Origin of the sequence: Scytonema sp. PRP1, assembly GCF_036697665.2 — a bacterium.
Classification (GTDB): Bacteria; Cyanobacteriota; Cyanobacteriia; order Cyanobacteriales; family Nostocaceae; genus Kalymmatonema; species Kalymmatonema gypsitolerans.
In genome coordinates this window covers 74,180-88,323 of record NZ_JBAHYJ020000074.1, presented here as the reverse complement: position 1 = coordinate 88,323, position 14,144 = coordinate 74,180, and the positions used below count along the sequence as shown (strand labels likewise).

Below are 14,144 nucleotides of genomic sequence, written 5' to 3'. Positions count from 1 at the left end.
GCTGTCTCGGAGAGAGACTCGGCGAAATAAGAATGTCTGTGAAGATACGGACTACCTGCACCTGGACAGAAAGACCCTATGAAGCTTTACTGTAGCCTGTAATTGGTTACTGGCTCTGACTACGCAGTATAGGTGGGAGGCATTGAAAGTTCCCTTGTGGGGGGACTGGAGCCGACAGTGAGATACCACTTTGTCAGAACTGGGAGCCTAACCGGGAGCCGTTATCCGGCACTGGGACAGTTTCAGGTGGGCAGTTTGACTGGGGCGGTCGCCTCCTAAAGGGTAACGGAGGCGCACAAAGGTTCCCTCAGCACGGTTGGAAATCGTGCGTAGAGTGTAAAGGCATAAGGGAGCTTGACTGCGAGAGTCACAACTCGAGCAGGGTGGAAACACGGTCTTAGTGATCCGACGGCACAGCGTGGAATGGCCGTCGCTCAACGGATAAAAGTTACTCTAGGGATAACAGGCTGATCTCCGCCAAGAGTTCACATCGACGCGGAGGTTTGGCACCTCGATGTCGGCTCATCGCAACCTGGGGCGGTAGTACGTCCCAAGGGTTGGGCTGTTCGCCCATTAAAGCGGTACGTGAGCTGGGTTCAGAACGTCGTGAGACAGTTCGGTCCATATCCGGTGCAGGCGCAAGAGCATTGAGAGGAGTCCTCCTTAGTACGAGAGGACCGGGAGGAACGCACCGCTGGTGTACCAGTTATCGTGCCAACGGTAAATGCTGGGTAGCCAAGTGCGGAGTGGATAACCGCTGAAAGCATCTAAGTGGGAAGCCCACCTTAAGATGAGTGCTCTCATGGCATAAGCCAGTAAGGTCACAGGTAGATTACCTGTTCATAGGCGGTAGGTGGAAGTGCAGTAATGCATGCAGCCGAGCCGTACTAACAGACCGAGGGCTTGACCTCAATCAATTGGTGTAAGACAAGTTGCTGTGCAATCTTCAGGGTTTCTGAAAATTTCAAAATGAAATTTCAAAACTACTTTTAATTTTTAACTAGTTTTTCAGGCGTGCCAATGGCGCGGTGGAACCACTCTGAACCCATCCCGTTCGCGTAGCGTCTCCGAAGGAGATACTCAGTTGTGAAACGAGAAAAGCGGCGACTTCCCGTTGGCGCTTCGCCGCCTGTGACAATAGCGGGCGTGCCAGGATAATATTTTAGGCAAGAAGCCCCTTCCGGTTTGGGAGGGGCTTTGTTGTATAGTATCAAGCACTTACAAAAGAAACGGAAGCGTTAAAGCTTTGGTTTTTTATGGTTGAGTAGAACAGAAAGCGTAGAGTGATTGCCTTTCCAGCAGTAGATAGGGTTAAGTCGGAAAGAATAGGAATGAGGAGAGGGCGACCGGGAGAACGCTGACGCTCAAAAACCCGTGTCAGGCAGAACTGGCGGTGGTGTGGGGAGAAGCGTGAGAGGCAAAGGGTATACCCGCCAGTTCGCCAGCCATCCGCTGCGCCGGGTTTTTGTCTCCCGGTCTTGGCGATTAGGGCAATGCTAAGGTTGCTGTCATGAAGTGCCAACTAGTCTGAAACAGTTGCTATGTATACTTTTTAGCCCGTAAAATCTCAAGTACTCTTCGGAATCAAAAAGTTAGAGTTTTTTTAGTTAGACGTAGGTTGGGTTTCGCTTACGCTCTATCCAACCTACCATTCTCCGAACTGAACCGTATTGGTTGGAATGAAAGGGGGCTTTTCGCTATGTCTGCTAGAGTTTTTTTAGCTGACAAATAAATAACAAAATCCACCCCTTTTATTTCGGTTTACTCACTGTTTTTTACACTGGATTTGTTAGAGTAAAACTGTATAGTTAAAAATCCTCTGCCCGACATTGAGGATAACAGTAAATGGTTAACAAGAAAGAATTCAGGGCTCAGGAGTCAGGAGTCAGGAGCCAGAATCTAGATGAAGGTTAAGCGACTTGCGGATGAATAAATGGTGAAACACCCCACCAAGTTGTCAAATTGGTGGTTCACAATAAGTGGGAAATAACGCTTGCGGAAGGCTTTGCGAACAAACCCGTTACTCATTGCATTTTGAGTTCTTCTTTAATTGTCATTTCAACAATAATTTTAAAAACGAATACACTCCAAACAACCTTATCTAAAACCTATCATTCAAAACGCTACTGACAGAAATATGCAAATGACTGACGACTTGAAAAAATTACTTGATATCTTACCTACAGAAATTCGCTCCAGTTTAGAACAACACCCACAACGAGATAATTTGATTGAAGTTGTCATGGATTTGGGTCGCCGTCCAGAAGCCCGTTTTCCAGACAAAGCAGAATATTTATCCCAAACACCAATTACTCAACAACAACTCGACGATTGCATCCAAAGAGTAGGAACATTTGGCGGAGATAATCGCGCCGGCATTGAGCAAACTTTGCACCGCATCAGCGCTATCCGCAACCGCAATGGCAAGATTATCGGTTTGACCTGCCGCGTTGGTCGGGCAATCTACGGAACTATTGGTATGATTCGCGACTTGGTAGAAACTGGTCAATCGATTCTCATGCTAGGTCGCCCTGGTGTTGGTAAAACCACTGCGTTAAGAGAAATTGCCCGTGTTTTAGCAGATGAACTCAATAAGCGTGTGGTTATCATCGACTCTTCCAACGAAATTGCAGGCGATGGCGATATTCCTCACCCAGCCATTGGTCGCGCCCGACGAATGCAAGTTGCGCGTCCCGAGTTACAGCATCAAGTGATGATTGAAGCTGTGGAAAACCATATGCCAGAAGTCATCGTGATTGATGAAATTGGCACAGAACTAGAAGCAATGGCTGCGCGTACCATCGCCGAACGTGGTGTACAGTTGGTAGGTACCGCCCATGGTAACGAAATTGAAAATTTAATCAAAAACCCCACCTTATCGGATTTAGTTGGTGGTATTCAATCCGTGACGCTAGGCGATGAAGAAGCAAGAAGGCGGCGCACCCAAAAGACGGTTTTGGAACGCAAAGCACCTCCCACATTTGAAATTGCGGTGGAGATGTTGGAACGCCAGCGTTGGGTTGTGCATGAAAGTGTCGCTGATACGGTGGATAGTTTACTGCGGGCACATCAACCTAACCCGCAAGTCAGAACCATTAATGACTTGGGTCAAGTGACGATTACACGCGAGATACCCAGTTCCCAGCATCAGATGCAACTTAAGAAATCTGCATCACCTGACTTTACTAAACCATCGCAGAAATGGCGTAGTTCTGGACGGGTCATACCGTTTCGGGAAAAGCAAGACGATAGCAGCATTTTAGAAGAACGAGAGTACTCGCAACCATTTGGTGAATCTCATCAACCCAACCAGCCTATGAGCGAAGATTCACCGTTGCACGTATACCCTTATGGTGTTAGTCGTTACCAGTTAGAGGAGGTCATCCACCAGTTGAATTTGCCGGTGGTGCTGACAAGGGATATCAATGATGCAGAGGTGATTTTGGCTTTGCGTACGCACGCCAGAAAACACTCCAATTTCCGGCACATGGTGGCAGACCATCAAGTACCTGTTTACACCATTAAAGCTAACACTATCTCAGCAATTACTCGTGCTTTGCGGTCTTGCTTGCAGATGGACGAACCGGACACCACGGATGTAAATGCACTTTATAGCCACAGCAGTGGTGATTCGGAGATTGATGCTTTAGAAGAAGCCAGAGTAGCCGTTGAGCAGGTTGTGATTAAGAGAGGTCAGCCAGTCGAATTGTTGCCGCGTTCTGCATCAGTTCGCAAAATGCAACATGAATTGGTTGAACGCTACCGTCTGAAGTCTCATAGCTTTGGGGAAGAACCACATCGGCGCTTGCGGATTTATCCAGCCTAACAATACGAAAATGCAAAGATTTTCTCAGAGTACGCTACCAAACAGATGAGCAGGAGTGCATTTGTGATAAAAGACAAGCAGCAAGAGCAGAATAAACAGGCGGCGATGACAGGACTCATGTTGGCGCGACCAACGCAGCCCACGTTAGAGTCAGTACGACATGGTTTGCAACCATTGGGACTGGATGCGGAACGCGACGCTCTACTCTACGTACCCAAAAACTACCAACCAGACAAACCCGCACCATTGGTACTGATGTTACACGGCGCAGGCGGTGATGCACGGGGGGGTCTGGCTCCATTCTTACACCTTGCTGATGCCGCCTCCATCATCCTACTTGCCCCTGCTTCCCGCCAAAAAACGTGGGATATGTTGTACGGTGAGTACGGGAGCGATATTGCCTTCATAGACTCCGCATTGATGCAGACATTCAGTCGCTACGCTGTAGACCCAGCACACATCGCGGTTGAAGGTTTTTCTGACGGTGCTTCTTATGCGCTTAGTGTCGGCATCACTAACGGTGACTTGTTTTCCCACGTCATTGCGTTCTCGCCTGGGTTTATGGCTCCAAAACAGCAGCATGGGGAGCCGCAAATCTTTATCTCACACGGAAAGTGGGACAATGTTCTGCCAATTGACCGCTGCAGTCGTAAAATTGTGCCGCAACTGCAACGTGCTAACTACGATGTAGTTTATCAAGAGTTTAATGGTTTTCACACGGTTCCTACAGGGATTGCACGTTCTGCACTGACTTGGTTCACCGCAGAACGGGAATAAAAAGCGGCGGTTATTTGCTCAAAGCAGTTTTTTCCACTCCCTTGAAATATCTGCTACAACAAAATGTCTTTATTTTGGCTTGCCCCCTTCTGGATGCCATAAGTGCGAATGTTTGTATAAAAATAGCAAGTTATGAACACGCATGGTAACAGTTGTATTTGATGGGAATGTTTTACGTCCAGATGCGCAGCACCATTAGTCTCATTTTCTACAGTTGTCAGGCGGTCATAGGAATCATGCTATAGGTAAAGTGTCTTGCTGTAATGCTCAACCATCGTTAACCGTCCGTTTTGACCGTAATCATAAGCAAGCGGTTTCACCTGCTTGAGTGACTTTAGGCAAAATCTGTCCAGCACGCAAAGTAAAAACTGTCCGAAATTGGTGTTAACTCCTTCCAGGATTTAATAAGTATTTAGTTATGGGAAGTGTCAATATTTCGCCGCCATAACCAGACTTTTAATATATTTTGAAAGTTAAAAAAATAATAAAGATTTCAGGCGATTTTATTTGGGCTTTCTATCACGACTACAGCAATACTTTTGGCACGCAAGGGCGGCGATTGCGCTCTGCGCAGTGCCGTAGGCAATCGCTATGCGCGTCCATCCAGACTATAGGTACTTGAAAGGTAGATGGTGTGAGCAATAGGAAATCAAGGGCGAATGAGGTTTGTGAAAAACTTTTCGGCACTGATTTTTAAAAATATGCATTCACGAGCGCACTTGCACAATGTGGGATAATAGCTGACACGGCTCATGATGCTCATCAGGAAAGAGTTCTATGATTGCCCTATCTGGAGTTGCCATCCAAAGCAAAATCTATGAGAGTTCAGCATCTCTGGTGTATCGGGGCATCAGAGTGCAAGATGAGCAAGCGCTCGTCGTAAAAATGCTCAAGCAAGATTATCCCTCTCCTCAAGAACTGACTCGCTACAGACAAGAATATCAAATTACTCGTTCCCTCAACATCCAAGGAGTTGTTAAGGCATACAGTCAGCAGGATTATCAACGCACGCTTGTTATTCTTTTAGAAGACTTTGGCGGAGAGTCCCTAGAGCAATGGATGCACAAGCGCCTAGACTTCTGCCCGATGCCCTTATCCACGTTTCTCCGTCTTGCCATCGACCTCACAGATATTCTGGGCAAAATCCATGCAGCCAATGTCATTCATAAGGATATCAACCCTGGAAACATCGTCCTCAATCCGGATACTGGCGTTGTCAAAATTATTGACTTTGGTATTGCCACCCGCTTTAACCGCACGAATCCGACTTTCAAAAGCCCTCATGTTTTAGAAGGCACGCTTGCCTACCTGTCTCCAGAGCAAACAGGGCGAATGAACCGTTTGCTCGATTACCGCACCGATTTTTACTCGCTCGGTGTGACATTCTACGAACTGCTAACCGGACACCTGCCGTTTCCCACAACGGACATCCTTGAGCTAGTCCATTGTCATATTGCCAAACAGCCAATTCCACCTCACGAACTGAATGCAACGATCCCCAAACCTGTTTCAGATATCATTCTGAAACTGATGGCGAAAAATGCAGAAGATCGTTATCAGAGTGCCTGGGGCATTAAAGCGGATTTAGAACGCTGTGCTAACCAACTCATAGAAACAGGGCAAATTGATTGCATTCAATTAGGTCTTCAAGACGTTTGGGGTCAGTTTCAAATTCCCCAAAAACTGTATGGACGCGAAGCGGAGATTGCAGCATTATTGGCGGCATTTGACAGAGTGGCAGGAACGGGGAATGTTGGCGAAGCCATTAGGCTAGAGGAAAGCATAGGAAATTCTCAATTCAAAGTCGAAATGATGCTGGTCTGTGGCTATGCTGGCATTGGCAAATCAGCGTTAGTGCAGGAACTCTATAAACCCATCACGGCAAAGCGCGGCTATTTTATCTCTGGTAAATTTGACCAATTAGGGCGCAATATTCCCTACAGCGCTGTAGCCCATGCCCTGCAAAAATTGGTGCAGCAACTGCTAGGTGAACCCGATGAGCAGTTGCAACAGTGGCGATCGCGCCTGCTTACAGCTTTGGGAAGCAACGGACAACTCATCATTGATCTGATCCCGGAAGTTGAGTTAATTATTGGCAAGCAGCCACCCGTACCGGACGTTGGTGCAACTCAAGCTCAAAATCGCTTCAATCGCATCTTTGGGAAGTTTCTGCGGGTGTTTTGTTCAAAGGAACACCCGCTTGTTATCTTTTTAGATGATTTGCAGTGGATAGACTCAGCAACACTGAAGTTAATCGAGCTGATGCTACTTGATGAGCAAACTCAATTCCTGTTTTTAATTGGAGCTTATCGAGACTCAGAGGTGAGTCCAACGCATCCGTTGGTATTAACGCTCTCGAGACTGCGAAAACAAGGAGCTGTACTTCATGAGATTATCCTGGCACCCTTAACCCTGGAACCATTAACTCAGTTGGTTGCTGAGACACTACATCAGGATGCGAATACTGTTCGTCCCTTGGCTGAATTAGTGCTGCGTAAAACCGAGGGGAATCCCTTCTTTGTCGGTGAATTCTTGGGCTTACTGTACAGTGAAAATCTTTTGAACTTTAATGCACAAGACTACCGCTGGCAGTGGAACATTGATGATATTCAAGCTCAGAATATTACCAATAATGTGGTGGAGTTACTGCTCGTTAAGTTGAAGAAACTACCAGAGGTGACACAGCAGCTTCTTCGATTAGCCGCCTGCATCGGAGCTGAATTTGATTTGGAAACGTTAGCGATCATTTGTGAAAAATCTGCTCAAGCAGTTTCTCTAGATTTACTGGCAGCGATACAAGCTGGACTCATTCAACCCCTGTCTGAATTAGACGAAAACTTGTTAGTTCAAGAGTATAAGTTTTTGCACGACCGCGTTCAACAAGCGGCATATGCCTTAATCGATGAGTTCCAGAAACAAGTTGTTCATCTCCAAATTGGTCGCAACTTGCTCGAAAAGACTTTGCCGGAGCGAATATCAGAGCGGCTGTTTGAAATTGTGGATCATCTTAATCATGGCATTGAGCTTGTCGCTGAGCAAGCTCAACGAGATGAAATTGCTTTCTTAAATTTAATTGCAGGTCAGAAAGCAAAAGGGGCGATCGCTTATAGTATGGCAAAAAACTATTTAGCCACGGGCAGAAAGTGGCTGGTAGTTTCTAGCTGGCAAACCAACTACGATTTGACCTTAGAGTTATATGTAGAAACAACAGAAGTCGCATACTTGTGTGGTGATTTTGAGCAGGTAGAATTCTGGTTCGCGATCGTTGTGCAAGAAGCTAAAACGGTTCTTGACAGCGTAAAAGTTTACGAAGTCAAAATTCAAACTTGTATCGCGCAAGGACAGCTATTGAAAGCAATTAATACTGCATTGCACATTCTACCGCAATTTGGGATCGGTTTTCCCGAACTGCCGAGCCAATCAGATATCCAGCTTGAACTAGACGCAATCTCATGCCTTATCAATGAGAAATCAATCGAAGACTTGATTCATTTGCCCCAAATGAGCGAGCCGGACAAGTTGGCGGCGATGCGAATTCTATCTAGAATTACGATTGCAGCCTGGGTTGCCGCTCCTGATTTAATGCCGCTACTAGTAGCTAAACAAGTCAGCTTGTCAATCGAATATGGAAATGCATTTGAGTCTCCCTCTGCTTATGCCAACTTTGGATTAGTCCTGTGTGGAAAGGTCGGAGACATCAAGACTGGTTATGAGTTTGGACAGTTAGTTTTAAAGCAGTTGTCACATTCTAAGACTCATTCACTTAGAGCTAGAGCATTGCTCATTGTGAATTGCTTCATCATTCATTGGAAAGAGCACGTGATAGACACGTTACAGCCATTACTAGAAGCCTATCAAGATGGGCTAGAAACCGGAGATTTAGAGTTTGCCGCCTATGCTGCTCACTCTTATTGCTTCAACTCCTATGCTGTCGGAAACGAACTCGTGCAGGTTGCACGCGAGATGACAACTTACAATGAAGCAATCCGTCAAATCAAACAGGAAATGGCGCTAACCTGGAATCAAATATTTCAACAGGTGATCGCAAATTTAATGGGCTGCTCGGTCAATCCAATCCGTCTAGTTGGTGAATTCTACAATGAGGAGACTGGATTGCCACAACATGAAACAGTAAATGATGGAACCTCAAGCTTTGATGTCTATTTTAGTAGACTTTTTCTATGCTACCTCTTTTCTGAGTATACTCAGGCAGTTGAAAACTCAACCATAGCAGAACGTTATTGGAGCCAAATAATAGGCACAGCTATTAACCCCTTTTACCATCTCTATGATGCTCTAGCAAGACTTGCAACATATCCTGAAAGCAGAGTTCAAACACAGGCAGAAATCCTAGAAAAAGTTGCTGTTAGACAGGAGAAGATGAAGCAATTAGCACATCATGCGCCGATGAATTTCCAGCATAAATACGATTTAATGGAAGCTGAGAAAGCGCGTGTCTTGGGTCAGGTCGTTGAAGCAATGGATTATTATGAGCGCGCAATTAAAGGAGCTAAGGATAATAAATATATTCAAGAAGAAGCATTAGCCTATGAATTAGCCGCTAAATTCTATCTGGCAAGGGGTATGGAAAAATTTGCCCAAACCTATATGAAGGAAGCTCACTATTGCTATGAACGATGGGGAGCAATTGCGAAGGTAATAGATTTAGAAACTCGCTATCCCCAGTTCTTTCCTCAGTCCTTGGACACAGCTAACACACTAATTCCTAAAGCGTCTAAAACTACCTCGAATACCTCATCCATTGCTTTCGACTTGGAGGCAGTGCTCAAAGCGTCCCAAGCGATCGCTCGTGAAATTGAACTGGAGCAGTTGCTGAGTTCGTTGATGCAGATCTTAATTGAGAATGCTGGCGCACAAACCGGATGTCTGATTTTGGAAGATGCAGGAGAATGGTTAATTGAAGCTGCTTGTGAACTCCATGATGGTGAAGCAGTTGCGGTGAGCCACCCCGTTGCGGGGGTTCCCCCCGTTGTAGGGAGTGGCGAACCCGTAAGGGTGGACGGGTTCCCCGGCATAAGCAAACTGCTGAACCCGGAGGGTGAGAGTGTTTGTACTACACAAGTGTTGCGATCAATTCCAATTGCAAATCACTTACCCGAATCCATTATTCAGTATGTCATCCGGACTTATGAGTCGGTTATCCTAAATGATGCCACTCGTGAAGGTAATTTCATCAATGATCCCTACATTCAACAGAACCAAATCCAATCACTTCTTTGTTTGCCGCTGCTAAATCAAGGTAAGCTCGTTGCCGTGTTGTATCTAGAAAATCAATTAGCAACTGGAGTATTTACACCAGAGCGAACGCAAGTTTTGAATCTGTTATCAACCCAGGCAGCCATTGCCATTGAAAATGCCAAACTCTACTCAAAGCTACGCGAAGGCGAAAGTAGGATGACGCAATTTCTAGAAGCGGTTCCAGTGGCAATTGGCGTAGTGGATGCGGCGGGTCGCCCTTACTACGCCAACCAACGGAGAATTGAACTAGTGGGTAAAGGGATCGATCCTTGCGTGACACCGGATCAATTCGCAGAGGTTTATCAATTTTATCTGGCGGGAACAGACCAAAAGTATCCAACTGAGAAACTGCCAATCGTCCGGGCGTTGCGCGGCGAACGCATCACGGTTGACGATATGGAAATTCACCGAAACAACACGACAATTCCAATTGAGGCGTGGGGAACTCCAGTCTTTGACGAACAAGGCAAGGTGGCTTATGCGATGGTAGCCTTTCAAGACATCACAGAACGGAAACGAACAGAGCAACTGCTAGCCGATTACAACCGTACCTTAGAGCAACAGGTCGCCCAACGAACAGCAGCTTTACAGCAAAGCGAAGCAGAACTACGCCATCGGGAACAGGAATTACGGCTGATCACCGATGCTCTACCTGCTCTCATCAGCTATGTGGATGCCAATCGACGCTATCGCTTTGTCAACCGCACCTATGAGGTCTGGTTTAGCTGTAGTCGAGACGAGATTCTAGGCAAGTCTGTGAGTGAACTCCTGGGTGAGGCAGCTTATCAAATTGTTGAATCGTATATTAATCGAGCGTTAGAAGGGCAAACAACAACCATTGAAGCAGAAATGCCCTTTTCATTTGGTAAAAAGTATATCAGTGCTACCTTGATCCCCGATTTCAATCACAATGCTCAAGTGAGAGGATTTTACGGTCTAATCACAGACATTAGCGAACAGCGAAACGCTGCACTGCGTGAACGTAAACAAGCCGAAGAAGCCTCAATTTTGGATGAACGTAACCGCATGGCACGCGAAATTCACGATACGCTGGCACAGTCGTTTACCGGGATTATCATTCACGCTAGATCTGCTGCTAGTAAGATAACGCAAGACCCAGAAAAAGCTCAGGCTTACCTAGCTCAAGTACAGAACTTAGCCCGAACTGGACTCACAGAGGCACGCCGCTCTGTAGAAGCGCTGCGCCGTCCATACTTATTGGAAAATAATGATCTGTTCAGCGCTTTCAAGCATCTAATAACCCAGCTAGAATCATCCACTGGTACGATAATTACGTGTGAAGCCATCGGTGTCCCCTATGGGCTACCCTGTGAGGTGGAGAATAATCTGCTGAGGATTGGACAGGAAGCATTGACTAATGCACTCAAGTATGCTGATGCAACTGAAATTCGTGTTGAACTGATATATCAGTCCACGCAGTTTACATTACGTATCAAGGACAATGGACAGGGATTTACAATTAATCATTCTTCTAATCACAATGGTTTTGGTTTATTGGGGATGGCAGAACGTGCCGAGCGCATTGGAGCACAGATCCAAATCCAGAGTACCCCCGGACAAGGGACACAAATCGCAGTGTCTGTGAATCAGGAAAAGCTATCATGAGCCAACCCAATGCCATTCGTATTCTGGTTGTAGACGATCACCCGGTTGTGCGCCAGGGCTTGGTTGCCATGCTGGAAGAAGCGCCAGATATTCTTGTAGTTGGGCAAGCTGGGAATGGTCATGAGGCACTCGCCGTCTTTCGTCAACAGCAACCAGATGTGACTTTGATGGACTTGCGAATGCCACAGATGGATGGAGTCGCTGCAATTACTGCCATCTGCGCCGAGTTTCCTGCTGCTCGAATCATCGTGTTGACAACCTATGACGGCGATGAAGAAATTTATCAGGGATTGCGCTCAGGTGCGAAAGGGTATTTACTCAAAGATGCCGAGCCAGAAGAATTGCTGGACGCTATTCGCGCAGTTCACAAAGGACAGAAGCACATTCCACCCCAGGTAGGTGCCAAACTCTTAGAGCGCATGGCAAGTCCAGAATTGAGCGATCGCGAGTTAGAGGTGCTTCAACTCATTACAACAGGCAAGAGCACCCAAGCTATTAGCAAGGCTCTACATATTACTGAACGCACAGTCAATTTTCATGTCAATCATATTTTAAGTAAGCTGGGCGTGGAGGATCGCACCCAGGCTGTGATCGTTGCATTAAGGCGGGGCATTGTTAGCTTGTAGGGTTAAGAACTAGGGGTGTAAGGGTGTAAGGGTGTAAGGGAATAGGGGTGTAGGGGTCTCCATCAATCTTCTTGAGGGGCTTGAAACAACGACTGTGTATTTCGCACTAGTTCCTAAGAGGAACCGCTACGCTACGTGCTGCTGCGCTAACGCACCCTCCGGGTTCGCCAGTCACCTGCGGAGGGAAACCCTCCCGCAGTGCTGGACTCACCATGTGTCTCGCTCCGACATCTTTTTTCTTTTCCATGTTTAAAAACACTTGCTCTATATCCTTTTTCTTCGCGGCTCGTTATCCCTTACACCCCCACACCCCCCGGTTGGCGCAGCCGCCCTAAAAGGGCTAGGGGCTTGGTCATACCTGTCAAATTTGTCAGTTTATCAGTTGCCTCATTTGTCAGCTTATCAACTGAAGTTTTTCTCAGCGACAAAATCGACTTAACTCTCTAAATTGGTATTATGCAACAGATAACAGAGCGGCATTGGTCTACTCAATTGTAAAAGAGGTTTCATAGCAATCATCTGTCTCTACCTGCTGCACTCCTTTCCTAAGAGGTGCTTTCATGAGTTTCGGTGATTATAATCGGTTGCTTGTACCGATTTCAAAACAAGATCATATTCAGGGTAGGGTAAGCACTTCAGTGACACTCGTCCAATATGGTGACTACCAGTGTTCCACTTGTGGCGAAGCTCACCAATTAATCAAAGCAATTCAGCAACAGGTCAACGACTTGTGTTTTGTATTTCGCCACTTTCCACAGCCGCAAATCCATCCTTGTGCTCAACGTGCGGCGGAAGCGGCCCTAGCGGCGGCTGCCCAAGGTCAGTTTTGGCAGATGCATGACATTTTGTTCACCCATCAACAAGCGTTAGGAAACGATTATCTTGTAGAGTATGCCAATAATCTAGGACTCGATATTCCCCAATTTCTGCAAGATATATCCAATCAAGTACATATCGCTCGCATCGATCAAGATATCAAAAGTGGATTACACAGTGGAGTAACGGCTGCCCCAGCACTGTTTATTAATGGAATTCGATATACCAGTCGCTGGAACATTGAGCAATTGATGGCAGCCATTGTCACTACAAGTAATTAATGTTCCTGGTCTTTAACCCTAATTAATGTCCTACTAAAGAGGATTTTATGACATCCACTCTATCAACACAATCTCGCTGGCTGTTTGGCTCTCGCTTCACCATCATTGCAGATCACACCATGACTGGAGGTCAGTACGATCTGGTCGAAGAATACGCCCTTCCTGGCTCACAAACACCCCTCCATCTGCACACCCGCTATTCCCAAAACCTATATGTGCTGTCCGGGGAGTTCACCGTCTTTGCTGGTGAGGACAAGGTCGTGCTAAGTGCTGGTGACAACTTCCTGATTAGAGTTGGCACACCACACATGATCGTCGTGTCCAGCAATACCCCAGCTCGCGGCTTAGTCGTCAATGCGCCAAGCGGTGCTGCTCGGGCGGTTGCAGAAGGGGGTACGCTGGATGAGACTCAAACACCGGACATGGCGCTACTTGAGCGGATTGCCGCCGAGCTTGGCGACGAAATCCTTGGTCCGCCGGGAACCCTACCTGTAGCGACCTGCAATACTAATCGCTCAGACCTGCAATCAAGACATTTTCCAGCCAGGATTAAATGCAACTATAATTAAGCGTCAGCCAGGATTAATTGCAACTGAGCCAGGATTAAATGCAACCAGCCTGCAATCATCGGTTTGAGCCAGGATTATTTGCAATTATAAAGTCAAAAAAACGAACGTTTTCTTAACTGCTGTACTGGTAAGACTTTCCGAACCTGAAACCGTTGGTTTTCAAGTTAAAAAAGTCGGTAAAGATTTCATTGTTAATCTATCAAATTCTGAAATGAGTTTTTTGACAACCGCTGCCAGTTCTCACAACTAAGCTCCAGTAAGGCGTTGCGTCTATTTGCAAATAAACAAGCGTCGAAATGGATGATTGCAGGCTGGTTGCATTTAATCCTGGCTCAGTTGCAAATAATCCTGGCTCAAATGAAAT

The 14,144-nt window shown here is 46.4% G+C and carries 8 protein-coding genes and 1 rRNA gene; 7 read left to right on the top strand and 2 right to left on the bottom strand.

All coding sequences use genetic code 11. The features are described from left to right. Positions 1 to 911 (top strand): 23S ribosomal RNA (locus tag V5G28_RS17105); the annotation flags it as partial. A 299-nt stretch (positions 912 to 1,210) separates the two neighbouring features. Here V5G28_RS17105 and V5G28_RS17100 read toward each other — a convergent pair. After that, entirely contained in the window at positions 1,211 to 1,522 is a 312-nt protein-coding gene (locus V5G28_RS17100; protein WP_336231062.1) for a hypothetical protein, read from the bottom strand. A 615-nt stretch (positions 1,523 to 2,137) separates the two neighbouring features. Between V5G28_RS17100 and V5G28_RS17095 the strand changes: the two genes are divergently transcribed. The 4 genes from V5G28_RS17095 (at position 2,138) to V5G28_RS17080 (ending at position 12,114) form a co-directional block, all read left to right on the top strand. After that, positions 2,138 to 3,826, top strand: coding sequence for a R3H domain-containing nucleic acid-binding protein (locus V5G28_RS17095; RefSeq protein WP_336231060.1), 1,689 nt, complete (start codon positions 2,138 to 2,140; stop codon positions 3,824 to 3,826). Between the two features lie 63 nt (positions 3,827 to 3,889). Further along, positions 3,890 to 4,603: an alpha/beta hydrolase gene (locus V5G28_RS17090; RefSeq protein WP_336231058.1), complete on the top strand. Its 714-nt coding sequence runs from the start codon at positions 3,890 to 3,892 to the stop codon at positions 4,601 to 4,603. A 777-nt stretch (positions 4,604 to 5,380) separates the two neighbouring features. Further along, positions 5,381 to 11,488 (top strand): protein kinase domain-containing protein, encoded by a 6,108-nt coding sequence (locus V5G28_RS17085; RefSeq protein ID WP_336231056.1) that lies wholly within the window; start codon positions 5,381 to 5,383, stop codon positions 11,486 to 11,488. Then, the gene (locus tag V5G28_RS17080; protein ID WP_336231054.1) at positions 11,485 to 12,114 is read left to right on the top strand and encodes a response regulator transcription factor; all 630 of its coding nucleotides are present in this window, start codon (positions 11,485 to 11,487) and stop codon (positions 12,112 to 12,114) included. Before V5G28_RS17085 ends, V5G28_RS17080 begins: the two co-directional genes overlap by 4 nt. 106 nt (positions 12,115 to 12,220) lie before the next feature. Here V5G28_RS17080 and V5G28_RS17075 read toward each other — a convergent pair whose 3' ends face one another. Beyond that, positions 12,221 to 12,361 carry a hypothetical protein gene (locus tag V5G28_RS17075; protein ID WP_336231052.1) on the bottom strand — a complete coding sequence of 47 codons (141 nt, stop codon included), beginning with the start codon at positions 12,359 to 12,361 and terminating at the stop codon, positions 12,221 to 12,223. Positions 12,362 to 12,674: 313 nt separating this feature from the next. Here V5G28_RS17075 and V5G28_RS17070 point away from each other — a divergent pair, with 313 nt between their 5' ends. Further along, the gene (locus V5G28_RS17070; protein ID WP_336231050.1) at positions 12,675 to 13,211 is read left to right on the top strand and encodes a DsbA family protein; all 537 of its coding nucleotides are present in this window, start codon (positions 12,675 to 12,677) and stop codon (positions 13,209 to 13,211) included. Positions 13,212 to 13,258: 47 nt separating this feature from the next. Next, the gene (locus V5G28_RS17065; protein WP_336231048.1) at positions 13,259 to 13,780 is read left to right on the top strand and encodes a cupin domain-containing protein; all 522 of its coding nucleotides are present in this window, start codon (positions 13,259 to 13,261) and stop codon (positions 13,778 to 13,780) included. Positions 13,781 to 14,144: the final 364 nt, after the last annotated feature.